The 18,434-nt window shown below is 71.5% G+C and carries 20 protein-coding genes and 5 tRNA genes; 6 read left to right on the top strand and 19 right to left on the bottom strand.

From position 1 onward, the window contains the following. Window positions 1–121 precede the first annotated feature (121 nt). The 5 genes from ACN9M0_RS26485 to ACN9M0_RS26465 all read right to left on the bottom strand — a co-directional run bounded on the left by ACN9M0_RS26485 (window position 122) and on the right by ACN9M0_RS26465 (window position 6,338). The gene (locus tag ACN9M0_RS26485) at window positions 122–1,174 is read right to left on the bottom strand and encodes an ATP synthase F0 subunit B (protein ID WP_399695997.1); all 1,053 of its coding nucleotides are present in this window, start codon (window positions 1,172–1,174) and stop codon (window positions 122–124) included. A gap of 110 nt (window positions 1,175–1,284) precedes the next feature. Next, entirely contained in the window at window positions 1,285–1,764 is a 480-nt protein-coding gene (coaD, locus tag ACN9M0_RS26480; protein ID WP_193384147.1) for a pantetheine-phosphate adenylyltransferase, read from the bottom strand. A 26-nt stretch (window positions 1,765–1,790) separates the two neighbouring features. Beyond that, on the bottom strand, window positions 1,791–2,372 hold the full coding sequence (rsmD, locus tag ACN9M0_RS26475; RefSeq protein WP_366035914.1) for a 16S rRNA (guanine(966)-N(2))-methyltransferase RsmD: 582 nt from the start codon (window positions 2,370–2,372) through the stop codon (window positions 1,791–1,793). A 61-nt stretch (window positions 2,373–2,433) separates the two neighbouring features. Next, entirely contained in the window at window positions 2,434–4,629 is a 2,196-nt protein-coding gene (gene recG / locus ACN9M0_RS26470; protein ID WP_366035915.1) for an ATP-dependent DNA helicase RecG, read from the bottom strand. Between the two features lie 59 nt (window positions 4,630–4,688). Beyond that, window positions 4,689–6,338: a DAK2 domain-containing protein gene (locus tag ACN9M0_RS26465; RefSeq protein ID WP_399695998.1), complete on the bottom strand. Its 1,650-nt coding sequence runs from the start codon at window positions 6,336–6,338 to the stop codon at window positions 4,689–4,691. 237 nt (window positions 6,339–6,575) lie between these two features. Between ACN9M0_RS26465 and rpmB the strand changes: the two genes are divergently transcribed. Beyond that, window positions 6,576–6,761, top strand: coding sequence for a 50S ribosomal protein L28 (gene rpmB / locus ACN9M0_RS26460; protein WP_003957616.1), 186 nt, complete (start codon window positions 6,576–6,578; stop codon window positions 6,759–6,761). Between the two features lie 106 nt (window positions 6,762–6,867). Here the strand turns inward: rpmB and thiD are convergent, their stop codons facing one another. Further along, window positions 6,868–7,662 carry a bifunctional hydroxymethylpyrimidine kinase/phosphomethylpyrimidine kinase gene (gene thiD / locus ACN9M0_RS26455; protein WP_426404320.1) on the bottom strand — a complete coding sequence of 265 codons (795 nt, stop codon included), beginning with the start codon at window positions 7,660–7,662 and terminating at the stop codon, window positions 6,868–6,870. Continuing rightward, the gene (locus ACN9M0_RS26450; protein WP_366035918.1) at window positions 7,659–8,621 is read right to left on the bottom strand and encodes a thiamine-phosphate kinase; all 963 of its coding nucleotides are present in this window, start codon (window positions 8,619–8,621) and stop codon (window positions 7,659–7,661) included. Before ACN9M0_RS26450 ends, thiD begins: the two co-directional genes overlap by 4 nt. Window positions 8,622–8,854: 233 nt before the next feature. Here ACN9M0_RS26450 and ACN9M0_RS26445 point away from each other — a divergent pair, with 233 nt between their 5' ends. Next, window positions 8,855–9,088, top strand: a complete 234-nt coding sequence (locus ACN9M0_RS26445) for an Lrp/AsnC ligand binding domain-containing protein (protein WP_328942344.1) — start codon at window positions 8,855–8,857, stop codon at window positions 9,086–9,088. A gap of 20 nt (window positions 9,089–9,108) precedes the next feature. After that, window positions 9,109–9,606: a DUF3515 domain-containing protein gene (locus ACN9M0_RS26440; protein WP_366035919.1), complete on the top strand. Its 498-nt coding sequence runs from the start codon at window positions 9,109–9,111 to the stop codon at window positions 9,604–9,606. A gap of 31 nt (window positions 9,607–9,637) precedes the next feature. Here ACN9M0_RS26440 and ACN9M0_RS26435 read toward each other — a convergent pair whose 3' ends face one another. From ACN9M0_RS26435 to ACN9M0_RS26425, 3 genes are all read right to left on the bottom strand, one after another. Next, a complete protein-coding gene (locus tag ACN9M0_RS26435) occupies window positions 9,638–10,777 on the bottom strand; it encodes a D-alanine--D-alanine ligase family protein (RefSeq protein ID WP_399696000.1) in 1,140 nt (379 codons plus the stop codon). A gap of 90 nt (window positions 10,778–10,867) precedes the next feature. Further along, the gene (locus tag ACN9M0_RS26430; RefSeq protein ID WP_366035921.1) at window positions 10,868–11,869 is read right to left on the bottom strand and encodes an NAD(P)H-dependent glycerol-3-phosphate dehydrogenase; all 1,002 of its coding nucleotides are present in this window, start codon (window positions 11,867–11,869) and stop codon (window positions 10,868–10,870) included. After that, window positions 11,866–12,618: a lysophospholipid acyltransferase family protein gene (locus ACN9M0_RS26425; protein WP_366035922.1), complete on the bottom strand. Its 753-nt coding sequence runs from the start codon at window positions 12,616–12,618 to the stop codon at window positions 11,866–11,868. The genes ACN9M0_RS26430 and ACN9M0_RS26425 overlap by 4 nt, the downstream gene beginning before the upstream one ends. A gap of 127 nt (window positions 12,619–12,745) precedes the next feature. On the opposite strand from ACN9M0_RS26425, the gene cofC reads away from it, so the two are divergent. Both cofC and ACN9M0_RS26415 read left to right on the top strand, forming a co-directional pair. Beyond that, window positions 12,746–13,393 carry a 2-phospho-L-lactate guanylyltransferase gene (gene cofC, locus ACN9M0_RS26420; protein WP_399696001.1) on the top strand — a complete coding sequence of 216 codons (648 nt, stop codon included), beginning with the start codon at window positions 12,746–12,748 and terminating at the stop codon, window positions 13,391–13,393. Window positions 13,394–13,403: 10 nt separating this feature from the next. After that, window positions 13,404–13,613, top strand: a complete 210-nt coding sequence (locus ACN9M0_RS26415) for a hypothetical protein (protein WP_366035924.1) — start codon at window positions 13,404–13,406, stop codon at window positions 13,611–13,613. A 61-nt stretch (window positions 13,614–13,674) separates the two neighbouring features. Here ACN9M0_RS26415 and ACN9M0_RS26410 read toward each other — a convergent pair whose 3' ends face one another. From ACN9M0_RS26410 to leuC, 4 genes are all read right to left on the bottom strand, one after another. Next, window positions 13,675–14,376, bottom strand: coding sequence for an HU family DNA-binding protein (locus ACN9M0_RS26410; RefSeq protein ID WP_366035925.1), 702 nt, complete (start codon window positions 14,374–14,376; stop codon window positions 13,675–13,677). Window positions 14,377–14,519: 143 nt separating this feature from the next. Further along, window positions 14,520–14,747: a hypothetical protein gene (locus tag ACN9M0_RS26405; RefSeq protein WP_015036430.1), complete on the bottom strand. Its 228-nt coding sequence runs from the start codon at window positions 14,745–14,747 to the stop codon at window positions 14,520–14,522. 104 nt (window positions 14,748–14,851) lie between these two features. Then, window positions 14,852–15,445 carry a 3-isopropylmalate dehydratase small subunit gene (gene leuD / locus ACN9M0_RS26400; protein ID WP_365225635.1) on the bottom strand — a complete coding sequence of 198 codons (594 nt, stop codon included), beginning with the start codon at window positions 15,443–15,445 and terminating at the stop codon, window positions 14,852–14,854. 6 nt (window positions 15,446–15,451) lie between these two features. After that, window positions 15,452–16,876 carry a 3-isopropylmalate dehydratase large subunit gene (gene leuC, locus ACN9M0_RS26395; protein ID WP_366035926.1) on the bottom strand — a complete coding sequence of 475 codons (1,425 nt, stop codon included), beginning with the start codon at window positions 16,874–16,876 and terminating at the stop codon, window positions 15,452–15,454. A 140-nt stretch (window positions 16,877–17,016) separates the two neighbouring features. Here leuC and ndgR point away from each other — a divergent pair, with 140 nt between their 5' ends. Beyond that, window positions 17,017–17,733: an IclR family transcriptional regulator NdgR gene (gene ndgR, locus ACN9M0_RS26390; protein ID WP_005311436.1), complete on the top strand. Its 717-nt coding sequence runs from the start codon at window positions 17,017–17,019 to the stop codon at window positions 17,731–17,733. Between the two features lie 143 nt (window positions 17,734–17,876). Here ndgR and ACN9M0_RS26385 read toward each other — a convergent pair. The 5 genes from ACN9M0_RS26385 to ACN9M0_RS26365 form a co-directional block, all read right to left on the bottom strand. Then, a tRNA-Glu gene (locus ACN9M0_RS26385) sits at window positions 17,877–17,949 on the bottom strand. Between the two features lie 41 nt (window positions 17,950–17,990). After that, window positions 17,991–18,062, bottom strand: a tRNA-Gln gene (locus ACN9M0_RS26380). A gap of 14 nt (window positions 18,063–18,076) precedes the next feature. Next, window positions 18,077–18,149: transfer RNA gene (locus ACN9M0_RS26375), tRNA-Glu, on the bottom strand. 61 nt (window positions 18,150–18,210) lie between these two features. Continuing rightward, window positions 18,211–18,283 (bottom strand) — tRNA-Glu (locus ACN9M0_RS26370). A 44-nt stretch (window positions 18,284–18,327) separates the two neighbouring features. After that, window positions 18,328–18,399: transfer RNA gene (locus tag ACN9M0_RS26365), tRNA-Gln, on the bottom strand. Window positions 18,400–18,434 lie beyond the last annotated feature (35 nt).

Here is an 18,434-nt window from a genome sequence, read left to right as displayed (position 1 = left end):
TCGTTCTGCGTCGTAGAGGAGGGCTGCCGGACGAGGGCAGCAGAGGATCGCGGACATAGCGCGACCGAAGGGCCAGGATACTGGACGCTTCGCTCAGGGCCCAATCCGGGCCCCGTGCCCCTTACTGTCCCTGTTCGTACCGGCGCAGCTGCTCCAGGTCGATCATGCCCGTGTCGAAGAAGCTGGTCTCGTCGAGGGCGGCGGCCTGCTGCGGCTGGTGGGGCTGGACCTGACCCTGGACCTGGCCCTGGGGGGCGTACTGCTGCTGCTCGTAGCCGTACTGCCCCTGGTACGCGTAGGGGTCCTGCTGCTGGTAGCCGTAGGCGTCCTGCTGCTGGACGTTCTGCTGCTGGTACGCGTAGGCGGGGTCCTGCTGCGGCTGCTGGTAGCCGTACGGGTCGGGCTGCTGGGCCGGGATCTGGGCCTGCGGCTGCGCCGGCTCCGGGTCGGAGAGCTCCGCGAGCCCGGCCAGGTAGTCCGCGTCGCTGGTGTGCACCGAGCCGCCGAGGCCGTCCTGCGCGGCCATGTGCTCGCCGAGGTCGTCGCTGGCGATCCGGCCGTGGAGCTTCTGCCGGCCCCGCCCGACGGCCTCCAGGGTCTTGCTGAGGACGGCCTCGAAGGCGCCCAGCTTGGCGTCCACGTACTCGTCGGCCCGCTGGATCAGGGTCTGCGGGTCGGCGCTGTACTCGGGGGCGTCAGCGTCGGCGTAGCCGTCCTGGTCGAGGCCCGGGCCGCGGCCGAGGAGCTTCTCGCGCCCGCGGTCGACGGAGCCGATGGTCTTGTTGAGGACGACCTCGAAGTTGGCGAGCTTGGAGTCGACGTAGTCGTCGGCCTCGGCCCGTACCTCCTCGGCCTCGCGGCGGGCCTCGGAGAGGATCCGGTCGGCCTCGTCCTGCGACTCCCGGGCGACCTGGGTGTCGGAGACGATCGAGCCCCGCTCGGCGTGGGCGGCCTCGATGATCCGCTCGGCCTCCTGGCGGGCCCGCTCGACCATCTGCTCGCGGCCGCCGATGAGTTCCTGGGCCTGGGCGAGGGAGCCGGGCAGGGCCTCCCGCACCTCTTCGAGCAAGGCGAGCAGCTCGGCGCGGTTGACCACGCAGGATGCCGACATGGGCATGGAGCGGGCGCCCTGCACGGTCGCGACGATCTCGTCGAGCTTCTTCTGCACGTCCACCTGGTGCTCGCCACTCTCTACAGCTGGATGGAGACGGACGGGACGACTGTAAGGGCAGTCGGCGCCCGTCCGACACCAGGTGACGGAGCGTCAGCGGCGGTGGCCGCGCGTCACTTCTGCGCGAGCCGCTCGGTCAGCCGCGGGAGGACCGTCGGCGGGACCAGGTGGGAGACGTCGCCGCCCCAGGCGGCGACCTCCTTGACCAGCGAGGAGGAGAGGAAGCTGTACGTCGGGTTGGTGGGGACGAACAGGGTCTCCACGCCCGTGAGGCCGTTGTTCATCTGGGCCATCTGCAGCTCGTAGTCGAAGTCGCTGACCGCCCGCAGACCCTTGACGATCGCGGGGATGTCGCGCTGCTTGCAGAAGTCGACGAGCAGTCCGTGGAAGGACTCCACCTCGACGTTGCCGAAGTCGGCGGTGACCTCGCGGATCAGCTCGATCCGCTCGTCGACCGTGAAGAGGCCCTTCTTCGACTGGTTGATCATCACCGCGACGTGCACGACGTCGTACAGCTTGGAGGCTCGGGCGATGATGTCGAGATGTCCGTTGGTGATGGGGTCGAATGACCCCGGACAGACGGCGCGGCGCAACTTGGGTCCCTCGCTCTCCGGTCCGGTCATCGTGCGTCTTCGCACGTAGAGGCGGCGCGACCGTACCAAAACGTTCCCTCGCCGTAGCGACGGGACCGCAGGGCCTCGAAGCCGGCCGGCCAGCCGAACTCCCCGCCTCGGGTGCTGCGCTCCACGGTGACGAGGGCATCCTCGCTCAGCCAGCCCCCTGAGCGCAGTGTGAGGAGAATCTCGCGGAGATCGTCGTCCGAGACCGCGTAGGGCGGGTCGAGGAAGACCAGGTCGTACGGGTCGGCCGGGGCCGGTCCCGTGACGATCTGCTCGGCCCTGCCGGTGCGGAGTTCGGCGCCGGGCAGGCCGATCGACCGGACGTTGTCCCGGATCGTCTTCGCGGCGCGGGGCTCGGCCTCGACGAGGAGGGCGTGGACGGCTCCCCGGGAGAGCGCCTCCAGGCCGACGGCGCCGGAGCCCGCGTACAGGTCGGCGACCCGGGCCCCGGTCAGGCCGTGGAACGCCTCCCAGGTGGAGAAGAGGCCCTCCCGCGCCCGGTCGGAGGTGGGGCGGGTGCCGTTGCCGGGGGGCACGGCCAGGCGCCGTCCGCCGGCACTGCCGGCGATCACGCGGGTCATCGGTGTCCTCGTCCTGCGTCGTCCAATGCGTACGTCCCAGGATATGGCCGCGGCCGGGCGCTCAGCCCTTCTCCAGGTACTCCTCCCGCTCCTCGCTGAGGAGGGCGTCGAGCGCGGTGCGCAGGCCCGGGTGGGCGGTGAGGCCGGGGTCTTCGAGGACGAGGGCGGTCGCCTCCTCGCGGGCGGCGGCGATGACCTCCTCGTCCTCGATGACGGCGAGCACCCGCAGGGAGGAGCGGACGCCGGACTGGGCCTGGCCGAGGACGTCTCCCTCTCGGCGCTGTTCGAGGTCGATGCGGGAGAGCTCGAAGCCGTCGAGGGTGGTGGCGACGGCGTTCAGCCGCTGCCGGGCGGGGCTCGCCTCGGGCATCTCGCTGACGAGCAGGCAGAGGCCGGGGGCGGATCCGCGGCCGACGCGGCCGCGGAGCTGGTGCAGCTGGGAGACGCCGAAGCGGTCGGCGTCCATGATCACCATGGCGGTGGCGTTGGGCACGTTGACGCCGACCTCGATGACGGTGGTGGCGACGAGGACGTCGAGCTCGCCGGCGGCGAAGCGGCGCATGACGTCGTCCTTGTCGTCGGGGTGCATGCGGCCGTGCAGGACGGCGATCCGCAGGCCGGCGAGGGGGCCGGTGCGGAGCTTCTCGGCGACGTCGAGGACGGCGAGCGGCGGGCGCTTCTCGGCCTCGTCCTCGGGGGACGCCTTGGACTTCTTCTTCTGGTCCTCCTCGTCGCCGATGCGGGGGCAGACGACGTACGCCTGGTGCCCGTTCCCGACCTCCTCGCGGACCCGCTCCCAGGCGCGCGCGAGGAAGTGCGGCTTGTCGGCGGCGGGGACGACATGGCTGGCGATCGGCGAGCGGCCGGCGGGCAGCTGGTCGAGGACGGAGGTCTCCAGGTCGCCGAAGACGGTCATGGCGACGGTCCGCGGGATGGGGGTGGCGGTCATCACGAGCAGGTGGGGCGGCTGCTTGCCCTTGCTCCTGAGCGCGTCGCGCTGCTCGACGCCGAAGCGGTGCTGCTCGTCGACGACGACCAGGCCGAGGTCGTGGAACTGGACCTTGTCCTCGATCAGCGCGTGCGTGCCGATGACGATGCCCGCCTCGCCGGTGACCAGGTCGAGCAGGGCCTGCCGGCGGGCGGCGGTGCCCATGGAGCCGGTGAGCAGGACGACCTTGGTGGCGCGCTCGGCGCCGCCGAGCATGCCGCCCTCGGCGAGCTCGCCCATCATCTCGGTGACGGAGCGGTGGTGCTGCTGGGCGAGGACCTCGGTGGGGGCGAGCATGGCGGCCTGCCCGCCGGAGTCGACGACGGCGAGCATGGCGCGCAGCGCGACCATGGTCTTGCCGGAGCCGACCTCGCCCTGGAGGAGGCGGTGCATGGGGTGTTCGGTGGCGAGGTCGTCGAAGATCTCCTTCGAGACCTTCGTCTGGCCGTCGGTGAGAGTGAAGGGCAGCTTGGCGTCGAAGGCGTCGAGGATGCCGCCGGGGGCAGGTCGGCGGGCGACGGCGGGCAGTTGGGTGTCGGCGTGGCGGCGGCGGGCGAGGGCGACCTGGAGGACGAAGGCCTCGTCCCACTTGAGCCGCTCGCGGGCGTCGGCGATGTCCGCCTTGGTACGGGGCCGGTGGATCATCCGCAGGGCGTCGGGCAGCTCGGCGAGGCCGCGGCCCTCGCGCAGGGCGGGCGGCAGCGGGTCGACGGCGTCACCGGCGCTGGGCAGGACGGCGTCGACGGCCTTGGCGATCTTCCAGGACTCCATCTTGGTGGTGGCGGGATAGATCGGGATGAGGGCGCCGGCCCAGGTGTCGACCGCCTCCTCGCTGTCGCCGCGGAGGAGTTCGTAGGAGGGGTGGGCGAGCTGGAGGCGCCGGTTGAAGAGGGAGACCTTGCCGGCGAACATCGCGCGGGTGCCGGGCAGCAGGTCGTGGTGCGGCTTGTGCACGCCCTTGCCGAAGAAGACCAGCTGGAGGCGGCCGCTGCCGTCGGTGATGGTCACTTCGAGGCGCTGGCCGCGCCCCTTGGAGCCGTTGAAGGTCAGCACGCGGGCGTCGGCGACCTGCGCGACCACCGTGACGTGCTCGTCGAGCGGCAGGTCGGCGAGCGTGGTCAGCTCCCCGCGCTCGGCGTACCGGCGGGGGTAGTGGTGGAGCAGGTCCCCGACCGTGTGCAGGTCGAGCGCCTCGGCCAGGACCTTGGCGGTGGCGGGGCCGAGGGACTTCTTGCTGAGTGGTTCGTCGAGCGCGGGCACGCCTTCCATTGAAGACCACCGGACCGACAGTCGTGCCGAAGGCTGTGGACAACCCTCGGGAACGGGACCTATTCCACCCCGATGAGCAGCGGCGGGGCCCCCGCGCCCGCGTGGTACGTGGTGGTGTCGACGGCCAGGTAGCCGCGCCGGACGTGGCGTTCGAGGTCGGGGGCGAGCCCGGGCGGGGTGTCGTCGGCGACGACGAGGGTGACGAGTTCGCCGCCGGCCGAGAGCATGCGGTCCAGGACGGTGCGGGCGGTCTCGGTCAGGTCCTTGCCGATGACGGCGACGTCGCCCTCGATGAGGCCGAGGATGTCGCCGGCCTGGCAGACGCCGGCCGAGGTGAAGGACTGGCGTTCGGCGACGGCGAGTTCGGCGTAGCGGGTGGCTCCGGCGGCGGCGGTCATGGCGACGACGTCCTCGTCGAAGCGCCGGTCGGGTTCGTGGACGGCTAGGGCGGCGATGCCCTGGACGGCGGCCCGGGTGGGGATGAGGGCGACGCGGATGCCCTCGGCCCTGGCACGTTCGGCCGCGGCGGCCGCGGTCTGGCGCAGGTCGGTGTCGTTGGGCAGGAGGACGACCTCGCGCGCGTGCGCCCGCCGGATCGCCTCGACGAGTTCGTCGCCGGCGGGGGGTTCGCCGGGCCTGCTGCGGACCGTGGTCGCGCCTGCCTCGGCGCAGAGTCCGGCGAGGCCCTCGCCGGGGACGACGGCGACGACGGCGCGCTGGGCGCGTTCCCCGCGTCCGGTGCCGGCCGCCGCGTCGGCCGCGAAGTGGGTGACGCGGATGCGGTGGGGGCGGCCGGCCTCGACGCCGGCCTCGACGGCGGCGCCCGCGTCGTCGACGTGGACGTGGACGTTCCACAGCCCGTCGCCGCCGACGACGACGAGGGAGTCGCCGAGGGCGTCGAGGCGGGCCCGCAGCAGGTCCACGGCCGCGTCCTGGGCCTCCAGGAGGTAGATCACCTCGTAGGCGGGCCCGGCCTGGCCGTCGCAGGTTCCGGTGGCGGCCGGGACGGCCCGTACGTCCCCCAGCACCCGTACGCCGCCCGTCGCGCCCGTCGCGTCCTCCTCGCGGTCGGGCGCGCGGCCGCTCACGGTCTCGACGAGCGCGCCGAGGACGGCGACCAGGCCGCGTCCTCCGGCGTCCACGACCCCGGCGCGGGCGAGCACGTCCAGTTGACCGGGGGTCGCCTCCAGGGCGGTCCTGGCGCCCTCGTGGGCCCGTACGGCCACGTCCGCGAGGGTGCCGCCGCCCGCGCAGCCGGCCGCGGCGGCCGCGGCCACGGTGAGGACGGTGCCCTCGACGGGGTGGGCGACGGCCTGCCGCGCGGCGGCGGAGGCCTCGGCCAGGGCGCGGGCGAGGTGATCACCGTCACGTCCCCCGGCGAGGACGGCGGCCATGCCGCGCAGGAGCTGGGCGAGGATGGTGCCGGAGTTGCCCCGGGCGCCGAGGAGGGCGCCGTGCGCCATGGCCCGTACGGTCTCGGCGGTGTCGGGCTCGGAGGCGGCGAAGACGGCTTCGACGGCCTGGTGGGCGGCCTCGGCAGTCAGGTACAGGTTGGTGCCGGTGTCCCCGTCCGCGACCGGGTAGACGTTGATCGCGTCGATCTCCTCGCGCTCCCGTCCGAGGGCGTCGAGGGCCCTCGCGCACCAGGTCCGGACCGCTTCGGCGTCGAGCTCGACGAGCTCCTCGTCAGGCTGAACGGCTCGCGACAACGGGGGGTCCTCCTTCGGCGGTGAGCTCACCGCAGGGTAGACCGGGGGGCACCCGCTCGTGACCGGGGCCCGGGGCGAGGTCCGCGGAGACCATGGTAGTTTCGTTCCACCGAGACAGGCGTTGTATGCTGCTTCGGTTGCCCGGTTCAAACCGGGCCATCCCCCGGCAAGCCACTTCAGACTCCTGATTCCGGTGCGCCGGATTTCACTGTAATTCTGAAGTCTTTGGAGTGACCCGTGGCTGCCAACTGCGACGTCTGCGGCAAGGGGCCGGGCTTCGGCAACAACATTTCGCACTCGCACCGCCGTACGTCCCGTCGCTGGAACCCGAACATCCAGCGCGTGCGTGCCGTGGTCGGTCGGACGCCGAAGCGGCTCAACGTCTGCACCTCGTGCATCAAGGCCGGCAAGGTCTCGCGCTAATTGCGACGCGTGTTCTGTCGTAGCGCAGCCCCTGCGGTTGCCTTGAAAGGCCGGTTCACCTAGGTGAACCGGCCTTTTGCCTTGCCCGGAAACCGCTAGGCCCTCCCTAGGCGCGGAAGCGCCAGCCGTGGTCGACCGGGCCGATGCCCGAGCCCAGCGCGAATCCGGCGGCTAGGGCCCCCGTGACGTACTCCTTCGCCTGCCGCACCGCCTCCGGCACCGCCAGGCCCTTGGCGAGCCCTGAGGCGACCGCCGAGGCGAGCGTGCAGCCCGTGCCGTGGGTGTGCCGGTTGTCGTGGCGCGGGGCACGCAGCCAGTGCTCCTCGGTGCCGTCCGTGAGCAGGTCCACGGCCTCCTGGCCGCCGGGCAGGTGCCCGCCCTTGATCAGGACCCAGCGCGGCCCGTACGACAGGACGGCCTCGGCGGCCGGCCGCATGTCGCTCTCGTCGGCGACGCGCACGCCGGTGAGCTGCGTCACCTCGTCCAGGTTCGGGGTGGCGACGGTCGCCCGGGGCAGCAGCCTGCGGCGTACGGAGTCGAGCGCGGTCTCGGCGAGGAGCGGGTCGCCGTGCTTGGAGACGCCGACCGGGTCGACGACGACGGGGGCCCCGGTGTCCGCGAGGAGCTCGGCGACGGTCTCCACGAGTGCGGCGGAGGCCAGCATGCCGGTCTTCACGGCCTGGACGCCGATGTCGTCGACGACGGCCCGGTACTGGGCGCGTACGGCCTCCGTGGGGAGCTCCCAGACGCCCTGGACGCCCCGCGAGTTCTGAGCGGTGACGGCGGTGAGCACGCTCATGCCGTGGACGCCCAGCGCGAGCATCGTCTTCAGGTCGGCCTGGATGCCCGCGCCGCCGCCGGAGTCGGATCCGGCGACGGTGAGGACGAGCGGCGGATTCACTCCGTCTCTCCGAAGTGGTCCCAGCCGCCCACGCTGTGCCAGGGCGCGCCGTCCACGGTGACCTGCGGCAGCGCCGAGGGGTTGAGGACCTCGCCGATGACCTTCCAGCGGGCGGGGAGCTTCACGTCCGGCGGGAAGGTGGCCACGATGGCGTGGTCCTCTCCCCCGGTGAGCACCCACTGCATGGGGTCGACGCCGACGGCCTGGCCGATGTCGTTCATCTGCGTGGGGATGTCGATGAGTCCGGAGCGCAGGTCGATGCGGACCTTGCTGGCCTCGGCGATGTGCCCGAGGTCGGCGATGAGGCCGTCGCTGACGTCGCACATGGCGGTGGCGCCGAGACCGGCGGCGGCCGGGCCCGCGTGGTACGGCGGCTCGGGCCTGCGGTGGGCCTCGACGAAGGCGCGCGGGGAGCGGAAGCCCCGGGAGAGGACCGCGTATCCGGCGGCGGACCAGCCGAGCCAGCCGGTGTAGGCGACGACGTCGCCGGGCTGGGCGCCGCCCCGGGTGACCGGGTCGTGGTTGCGGAGGTCGCCGAGGGCGGTGATGGAGACCATGATCGTGTCGCCGCGGACGACGTCGCCGCCGACCACGGCGGCGCCCGCGACCTGACATTCGTCGCGCAGGCCGTCCATCATTTCTGTGGGCCAGGTGACGGGGAGTTCGGCGGGGACGACGAGGCCGAGGAGGAGCGCGGTGGGGACCGCGCCCATGGCGGCGATGTCGGCGAGGTTCTGCGCGGCGGCCTTGCGGCCGACGTCGTACGCCGTCGACCAGTCGCGGCGGAAGTGACGTCCTTCGAGGAGGATGTCCGTGCTGGCCACCACGCGCCGGTCGGGCGCGGAGACGACCGCGGCGTCGTCGCCGGGCCCGATCCGTACCGCCGGGGTGGAGGTGAGCCGGGACGTGAGCTCCCTGATGAGCCCGAACTCGCCCAGCTCTCCGACTGTGCCCTTCACCGCGCCTCACCTCGTGTCTTCGTGCCGGCCGGCGGGCGGGGACGCGTCTGTGCGCGCCGCGGGTCGCGGGCCGTCACCGTGCTGGGTACCGTCAAGTAGACCGTCAACTTCTGTCCTGCGTACGCCACACCCCGAGCGCCTCCGGACGCGCGGGTCTCCCCGTGGCCCGCGGCGACGCGGTACCGTGGCGTCCCTTTCTCCCACAAGATCCTCGTGGTCGCCCTGGAGGTTCCGTGGTTCAGGCGTACATCCTCATCCAGACCGAGGTGGGCAAGGCGTCGACCGTCGCCGACACCATCTCCAAGATCCAGGGGGTGATCCAGGCCGAAGACGTGACCGGTCCGTACGACGTGATCGTGCGCGCGCAGGCGGACACCGTCGACGAGCTGGGCCGCATGGTGGTTGCCAAGGTCCAGCAAGTGGACGGCATCACGCGCACCCTCACCTGCCCGGTCGTTCATCTGTAGCCCCCGTCTACGCTTGGCCGGTGACGTCTTCCCACCGGCCCTTCGGCCTGCCCGCCGCCGTCGCGGCCGCCGTCCTGCTGTCGGCCGTCGCCGGCTGCTCCTCGCCGGACGCCGCGGCGTCCGTCGTGGTTCCCAGTCCGCCGGCGAAGGAGGCGGCCCTCTGCCAGGCCCTGGCGAAGGAGCTTCCGGACACCGTGGCCGGTCTGGGACGGAGTGACCCGGAGCCCGGCTCCGAGTTGACCGCCGGGTGGGGTGACGGTGCGATCGTACTGCGCTGCGGGGTCCCCCGGCCCGAAAAGATGAGCGACCCGAAGGCGCAGGGCGTCTCCGTGAACGGCGTGCGCTGGATGCTGGAGCAGCGCGAGGGCGACGGTCCCCGTTTCACCTCGGTGTACCGGAAGACGTACGTCGAGGTGACGCTGGACGCGCGGTACGCGCACGACGCCGGCCCGCTCACGGATCTCGCGGGACCCGTGGGGCGGGCCGTTCCGTGCGCCCTGGAGCCGGAGTGCGGGTGACCGCACCCCGGCGCCCAGGGCCTCGGTTCGGCTAGCGCAGGCCCGTGGAGCGGGTCAGCGCGGCCTGGATGAGCCGGTCGACGAGCTCCGGGTAGCTCACGCCGCTCTCCTGCCACATGCGCGGGTACATGGAGATGGGCGTGAAGCCCGGCATGGTGTTGATCTCGTTGATGACGAAGTCGCCTTCCTCGGTGAGGAAGAAGTCGGCGCGGACCAGGCCCTCGCAGGACACGGCCTCGTAGGCGGCGACGGCGAGGCGCTGGACCTCGGCGGTGGCCTCGTCCCCGATGGGGGCGGGCACGATGCCGGAGGCCGAGTCGATGTACTTGGCCTCGAAGTCGTAGAAGTCGTGGTTCGTGACCGGCGGGATCTCGGCCGGGACGCTGGCGCGCGGGCCGTCCTCGAACTCCAGGACGCCGCACTCGATCTCGCGGCCGCGCAGCAGCGACTCGACGAGGATCTTGGGGTCGTGGCGGCGGGCCTCCTCGATGGCCTCGTCCAGGCCGGAGAGGTCGTCGACCTTGGTGATGCCCATGGAGGAGCCGCCGCGGGCCGGCTTCACGAAGAGCGGCCAGCCGTGCTCGGCGGCGAACTCGACGATCTTCTTGCGTGCGGCGGCGGGGTTCTGCTCCCACTCGCGCGGCCGGATGACCTCGTACGGGCCGACGGGCAGGCCGAAGGAGACGAAGACCCGCTTCATGTACTCCTTGTCCTGGCCGACGGCGGAGGCGAGGACGCCCGCGCCGACGTAGGGGACGCCGGAGAGCTCCAGGAGGCCCTGGAGGGTGCCGTCCTCGCCGTACGGGCCGTGGAGCATCGGGAAGACCACGTCGACCTCGCCGAGGGCCCTGGGCACGTTGCCGGGCTCGGTGAGGACGACCTCGCGGTTGGCGGGGTCGACGGAGAGGACGACGCCGCCCTCCCCGGACTCGGCCAGGTCGGCGACGTTCGGCAGGGCGCGGTCGGCGATGGCCATCCGCTCGGGGGCGTCGGCGGTGAGCGCCCAGCGTCCGTCCGTCGTGATGCCGATGGGCAGCACGTCGTACTTGTCCCGGTCGATGGCGCTCAGGACGGCGCCCGCCGTGACGACGGAGATGGCGTGCTCGGAGCTGCGGCCGCCGAAGACGACGGCCACGCGCGGCTTGCGGGGGCTCTGGGTGTTCTCGCTCATATCGCGATGAGCGTACCTTGCGGCTCCCGAACTCCTGAGCGCCCCGCTGCACCCGCGCGCGTACGGCGCAGCGGTGGCTTCACCGACGGTTCAGCGGCGTTCGGGCTTGGCCGAGCGGGACATCAGTTCCTTGAGCGCGACGACCGGCGGCTTGCCGTCGTGGACGATCGAGACGACGGTCTCGGTGATGGGCATGTCGACGCCGTGGCGGCGGCCCAGATCGAGCACGGACTCGCAGGACTTGACGCCCTCGGCGGTCTGCTTGGTGGCCGCGATGGTCTCCTGGAGGGTCATCCCGCGGCCGAGGTTGGTGCCGAAGGTGTTGTTCCGGGAGAGCGGCGAGGAGCAGGTGGCGACGAGGTCGCCGAGGCCCGCGAGGCCGGAGAAGGTGAGCGGGTCGGCGCCCATGGCGAGGCCGAGGCGGGTGGTCTCGGCGAGGCCGCGGGTGATGAGCGTGGCCTTGGAGTTGTCGCCCAGGCCCATGCCGTTGGCGATGCCGACGGCGAGGCCGATGACGTTCTTCACGGCGCCGCCGAGCTCGCAGCCCACCACGTCGGTGTTGGTGTACGGGCGGAAGTACGGGGTCATGCAGGCGGTCTGGAGGCGCTGGGCGACCGTCTCGTCGGAGCAGGCGACGACGGCGGCGGCGGGCTGCCGGGCGGCGATCTCCTTGGCCAGGTTGGGGCCGGTGAGGACGGCCACGCGGTCGGCGGGGACGTCGGCGACCTCGGTGATGACCTCGCTCATCCGCTTGGCGGTGCCGAGTTCGACGCCCTTCATGAGGGAGACGAGCACGGTGTCCGGGGCGAGCACCGGCTGCCAGGCGGCGAGGTTGCCGCGCAGGGTCTGGGAGGGGACGACGAGGACGGTGAAGTCGGCGTCCGCGGCGGCCTCTGCGGGGTCCGCGGTGGCCGTGATGCCCTGCGGGAGTTCGACGCCCGGCAGGTAGTCGGGGTTGACCCGGGTGGTGTTGATCTCCTTGGCGAGTTCGGCGCGGCGGCCCCAGAGGCTCACCTCGCAGCCCGCGTCGGCGAGCACCATGGCGAAGGCGGTGCCCCAGGATCCGTTGCCGAAGACGGCTGCCCTGGTCACTTGGCGCCCTCCTCGGCGGCCCTGCGCCGCTGCTCCAGGCGGGCCTTGCGGTGGTCGTACGGCTGGGCGGGCGCCTTCTCGCCGCGGACCTCCTCCAGGAGGGCGGTGATGGCGGCCATGATGACCTCGGTGGCCTCGCGGAGCACCTCGGGCGTCGGCTCCAGACCGTGGAAGCGGGAGAGGTCGACGGGCGGGCCGGCCTGCACGGTCAGCGTCTTGCGGGGGAACAGGCGGAGCTTGTTCTCCTTGGCGTACGGCGGCATCGCGAGGTTGGCGCCCCACTGGGCCACCGGGATGACGGGTGCCTGGGTCATCAGCGCGACGCGCGCTGCTCCGGTCTTGCCCGCCATGGGCCACATGTCGGGGTCGCGGGTGAGGGTGCCCTCGGGGTAGAAGGCGACGCACTCGCCCCGCTCGATGGCGTCGACGGCGGCGCGGAAGGCGTCCAGCGCGTTGGTCGTCTCGCGGTAGACGGGGATCTGTCCGGTGCCGCGGAGCATCATGCCGACGAAGGGGGCCTTGAAGAGGCCCGCCTTGGCGAGAAGGCGCGGGACGCGACCGGTGTTGTACTGGTAGTGCGCGTAGGACAGGGGGTCCAGGTAGGAGTTGTGGTTGACCGCGGTGATGAATCCGCCGTCGGCCGGAATGTGCTCCATGCCGCGCCAGTCCCGCTTGAACAGAACCACCAGGGGGGGTTTGGCGATGACCGCCGCGAGGCGGTACCAGAAGCCGATTCTGCGGCGGGGCACTCGGACACCTTTCTCCGGGACTGGCTGGCAGGGGGTCAAGTGTCGCCCCATGCTCCTGCTCTGTCGAGTGACACCGTACGCCCCGGGCCCTCCGGTGGACCGCGTGGGCGGGACAGAATGGGCCGCGATGAACACCGACGCCGACGACGGCTGGTCCCTGGTCATACCCCTGAAGCGACTTGCCCTGGCGAAGAGCAGACTGGCCGCGGGGGCGGGAGCGCTGCTGCGCCCCCGGCTCGCGCTCGCGTTCGCCGAGGACACCGTGGGGGCGGTCCTGAACTGCGCGCGGGTGCGCGATGTGGCCGTCGTCACGGACGATCCCGCCGCCGGGGCGGCCCTCGCGGCCCTGGGCGCGCGGATCGTGCCGGACTCTCCGGCGGCGGGGCTGAACGCGGCGCTCGCGCACGGGGCCCGTGCCGTGCGGGCCGGGCGGCCGCACGCGCGCGTGGCGGCGCTGAACGCGGACCTTCCGGCGCTGCGGCCCGCGGAGCTGACCCGGGTCCTGGACGCGGCCGGCAATTTTCCGCGGGCATTTCTCGCGGATGCCGCCGAAATCGGTACGACATTCCTCTCGGCGGCTCCGGGGGTGGAATTGGAACCGGCATTCGGGGGTGCGTCGAGGCTGCGGCATTTGTCTTCGGGGGCGGTGGAAATCCGGCTCGCCGGGGTGGATTCCGTACGCCGGGACGTGGACACCGGGGAGGATCTGGCGGCGGCCCTCGCGCTGGGGCTCGGTCCGCGGACGGCCGCCCGGTGGCCGGCGGCGGCCGGATAGGCTGCGGTCCATGCAGGCGACCGCGTTCACGTACGACTCCGAGACCCGCAGCGGCAGCGTGCTGCTCGACGACGGCACCCCCGTGGAGTTCGGGGCGGAGGCCTTCGAGGCCGGCGGGCTGCGGCTGCTGCGGCCGGGGCAGCGGGTGCGGATCGAGACCGAGCCCGGCACCTCGGGCGCCGGACTCCGGATCACGCTGGTGACGCTGCAGACCTTCTGAGACACGCCGCGGGCCGGGCTCCCCGGGGGGAGCCCGGCCCGGCGGGTCGGTACCGCGCGTCCTACTTCTTGGCGGCGGTCTTCTTGGCGGTGGTCTTGCGCGCCGTCGTCTTCTTGGCCGGCGCCTTCGTCGCCGTGGCCTTCTTCGCGGCCGGCGCGGTCTTCTTGGCCGTGGCCTTGGTCGCCTTCTTCGCGGCGGCCGTGGTGGTCTTCTTGGCGGCGGCGGAGGTCTTCTTCGCCGCGGCCGTGGTGGCCTTCTTCGCGGGCGTCGCCTTCTTGGCGGCCGCGGTGGTGGCCTTCTTCGCCGGGGTCGCCTTCTTGGCGGCCGCCGCCGTGACCTTCTTCGCCGGGGTCGCCTTCTTCGCGGCGGCCTTCTTGGCGGTGGTGGCCTTCTTGGCTGCGGCCTTCTTGACGGTCGCGGAGGCGCCGCCGGTCAGGCTGCCCTTGGGGGCCTTCTTGACGGAGACCTCGCCGCCCTTGGGGAGCTTCTTCGAGCCGCTGACCAGGTCCTTGAAGCCCTGACCTGCACGGAAGCGCGGGACGGAGGTCTTCTTCACGCGGACTCGCTCACCCGTCTGCGGGTTGCGGGCGTAGCGGGCCGGCCGGTCGACCTTCTCGAACGAGCCGAAACCCGTGACCGAGACCCGGTCACCGGCCACCACGGCACGCACGATGGCGTCGAGCACGTGGTCGACGGCTTCGGCGGCCTGCTGACGACCGCCCATCTTGTCGGCAATCGCTTCTACGAGCTGCGCCTTGTTCACGTCTTCCCCTTCGGAGACATTGCCAGAACGAAAGTGTTCAAGCTTTTTCGCACGTTAGGCATGTATATACCGCAAATCAAACACGAAACGGTCTAATCACCCTAGTGCCGCAACGCAGAAGTCCCGTTGCGGAGTTCCTGGTGTCAGTCGTCCTCTGGGAATCGGCCCTCGTCGAGGTCCTTCATCAACCGGTCGAGACGCGTTGCCGCGTCCTTGAGATCGTGCTTCGCCGCTGCCGTGACGACCAGCAGCTTCCGGGACAGCGCCATCCTTACGCCCTCCGGGACTTGCAGTGAGCGCACTCTTGTGTGCGCTTCCTTCAATCGGGCGGCGACTGCCTCGTAGAGCTCGAGTTGGCTGTCGCGTTCCATGCACCGATTGTGCCATCTAGGGCGAGTTGTCGCCCGACAGGGTCTCAACAAGCGACTGCGCCCCCCACCGGAAGGTGGGGGGCGCAGTCTTGGAAAAGCGCTGCTCAGACCGTAATTGTACGGGGCTTGAAGGCCGGTCGAGCCGCCTCGTAGGCCGCGATGTCGGCTTCGTTCTGAAGGGTGAGGCTGATGTCGTCGAGACCGTTCAGCAGACGCCAGCGGGCGTTCTCGTCGAGCTCGAAGTCGGCGTCGATCCCGGCGGCCAGGACCTTGCGGGCCTCCAGGTCGACGGTGATCTCGGCGGTCGGGTCGGCCTCGGTCAGCTCCCAGAGGGCGTCCACCGTCTCCTGCGGGAGGACGACGGTCAGCAGCCCGTTCTTCAGCGAGTTGCCGCGGAAGATGTCGGCGAAGCGGGCGGAGATGACCGCCTGGAAGCCGTAGTTCTGGAGCGCCCAGACGGCGTGCTCACGGGAGGAGCCGGTGCCGAAGTCGGGGCCGGCGACCAGGACGGAGGCGCCCTGACGCTCGGGGCGGTTGAGGACGAACTCGGAGTCCTTGCGCCAGGCCTCGAAGAGGCCGTCCTCGAAGCCGTCGCGGGTGACCTTCTTGAGCCAGTGCGCCGGGATGATCTGGTCGGTGTCGACGTTGCTGCGGCGCAGCGGGACGGCCCGGCCGGTGTGCGTGGTGAAAGCTTCCATGGTTCCTCAGACCCCCGCGGTGGTGGCGACGTCGGACAGGTCGGCCGGGGAGGCCAGGTGGCCCAGGACGGCGGTGGCGGCGGCGACCTGGGGGGAGACCAGGTGCGTCCGGCCGCCCTTGCCCTGCCGGCCTTCGAAGTTGCGGTTGGAGGTGGACGCGGAGCGCTCGCCGGGGGCCAGTTGGTCGGGGTTCATGCCCAGGCACATCGAGCAGCCCGCGTGCCGCCATTCGGCGCCGGCCTCCTTGAAGACCTTGTCCAGGCCCTCCTCGACGGCCTGCAGGGCGACCCGGACCGAGCCGGGGACGACCAGCATGCGGACGCCGTCGGCGACCTTGCGGCCCTCCAGCAGGGCGGCGGCGTTGCGCAGGTCCTCGATGCGGCCGTTGGTGCAGGAGCCTACGAAGACGGTGTCGACCTTGATGTCGCGCAGCGGCTGCCCGGCGGTCAACCCCATGTACTCCAGGGCCTTTTCGGCGGCCAGGCGCTCCGAAGCGTCTTCGTACGAAGCCGGGTCGGGGACGCTCGCCGAAAGCGGCGCGCCCTGGCCGGGGTTGGTGCCCCAGGTGACGAACGGAGCCAGCGAGGGCCCGTCGATGACGACCTCGGCGTCGAAGACCGCGTCCTCGTCGGACTTCAGGGTCTTCCAGTACGCGACGGCGGCGTCCCAGTCCTCGCCCTCGGGGGCGTGGGCGCGGCCCCGCAGGTAGGCGAAGGTGGTCTCGTCGGGGGCGATCATGCCCGCGCGGGCGCCGGCCTCGATCGACATGTTGCAGATGGTCATCCGGGCCTCCATCGAGAGCTTCTCGATGGCGGAGCCGCGGTACTCCAGGATGTAACCCTGGCCGCCGCCGGTGCCGATCTTCGCGATGATCGCCAGGATCAGGTCCTTGGCGGTGACGTCCTCGGGCAGCTCGCCGTCGACCGTGATGGCCATGGTCTTGGGGCGGGCCAGCGGCAGCGTCTGGGTGGCGAGCACGTGCTCGACCTGGCTGGTGCCGATGCCGAACGCCAGCGCGCCGAAGGCGCCGTGCGTGGAGGTGTGCGAGTCGCCGCAGACCACGGTGGTGCCGGGCTGGGTCAGGCCCAGCTGCGGTCCCACGACGTGGACGACGCCCTGCTCGACGTCGCCCAGCGGGTGCAGCCGGACGCCGAACTCGGCACAGTTCTTGCGGAGGGTCTCCAGCTGGGCGCGGGAGACGGGGTCGGCGATCGGCTTGTCGATGTCGAGGGTCGGGGTGTTGTGGTCCTCGGTGGCGATGGTGAGGTCGAGGCGCCGCACCTGCCGGCCGTTCTGGCGCAGGCCGTCGAAGGCCTGGGGGCTGGTCACCTCGTGCAGCAGGTGCAGATCGATGAAGAGGAGGTCGGGCTCGCCCTCGGCGCGCCGGACGACATGGTCGTCCCAGACCTTCTCCGCGAGTGTCCTACCCATCGCTTTCCCTCCGGCCGACGTCTACGCCGGCACAACTAGAGACCCGTTTCGCGGGCCGTTGTGCGGCCGCAACACCAGGGTCACAGGTTCCGAGAAAAATTGAACTTGCGTTTCACAGAGTGAGACGCGAATATCGTTGCATGGACAACTCTAGCGGCGTAGGCGTTCTCGACAAGGCAGCCCTTGTCCTGAGCGCCCTGGAGTCCGGTCCGGCCACCCTCGCAGGACTGGTCGCGGCGACGGGACTCGCACGACCCACGGCACACCGACTGGCCGTGGCACTGGAACACCACCGGATGGTGGCGCGTGACATGCAGGGCCGGTTCATCCTCGGACCGCGCCTGGCGGAGCTCGCCGCCGCGGCCGGCGAGGACCGCCTGCTCGCGACCGCGGGCCCGGTTCTGACGCATCTGCGCGATGTCACCGGCGAGAGCGCCCAGCTCTACCGCCGGCAGGGCGACATGCGCATCTGCGTGGCGGCGGCCGAGCGGCTCTCGGGCCTGCGGGACACGGTCCCGGTCGGCTCGACGCTGACCATGAAGGCCGGCTCGTCCGCGCAGATCCTGATGGCCTGGGAGGAGCCCGAGCGGCTCCACCGCGGCCTTCAGGGCGCCCGCTTCACGGCGACGGCCCTCTCGGGCGTACGGCGCCGCGGCTGGGCCCAGTCGATCGGCGAGCGGGAGCCGGGCGTGGCGTCCGTATCCGCGCCCGTACGCGGCCCCTCGAACCGCGTGGTGGCCGCCGTGTCGGTCTCGGGTCCGATCGAGCGTCTGACGCGCCACCCGGGCCGTATGCACGCCCAGGCCGTCATCGACGCCGCCGCCCGTCTCTCCGAGGCGCTCCGCCGCAACGGCTGACGCTCCGCTTCCCTCTGTTCGTCCCGGCCCACCGCTCCAACGCCGCAGCGGTGGGCCGGAGTTGTGCGCGTCACCTTCGGAAAAGGGCCGGGCGCCGAACAGCGAAGAAGCCCTCCCCCGAAGGGAAGGGCTTCTTCGTCTTGTACCCCCGACCGGATTCGAACCGGCGCTACCGCCTTGAGAGGGCGGCGTGCTAGGCCGCTACACAACGGGGGCCTTTGCGGATCAGATCCGCGGGTGCAGATGAGCTCTGCGAGCTGGCCTACCTGGACTCGAACCAAGAATGACGGTACCAGAAACCGTAGTGTTGCCAATTACACCATAGGCCATGGTGGTTACACCGTACCCCCGACCGGATTCGAACCGGCGCTACCGCCTTGAGAGGGCGGCGTGCTAGGCCGCTACACAACGGGGGCCCTAGCGATCCTGCATCGATACCACTGGGAGCTACCCAAGTGATCCCGCGGGAAGGATCTGTACCCCCGACCGGATTCGAACCGGCGCTACCGCCTTGAGAGGGCGGCGTGCTAGGCCGCTACACAACGGGGGCTTTGCGGATGAGATCCGCGTACATGTGCAGATGAGCTCTGCGAGCTGGCCTACCTGGACTCGAACCAAGACTAACGGAACCAGAAACCGTCGTGCTGCCAATTACACCATAGGCCACCGGGGCAACGTCCCCACCAGGGAGGATCTTGCTC

Origin of the sequence: Streptomyces sp. R-07 (assembly GCF_049913175.1) — a bacterium.
Taxonomy (GTDB): domain Bacteria; phylum Actinomycetota; class Actinomycetes; order Streptomycetales; family Streptomycetaceae; genus Streptomyces.
Note: the sequence above shows the minus strand (reverse complement) of the source record. Positions and strands in the feature narration are given on the sequence as shown.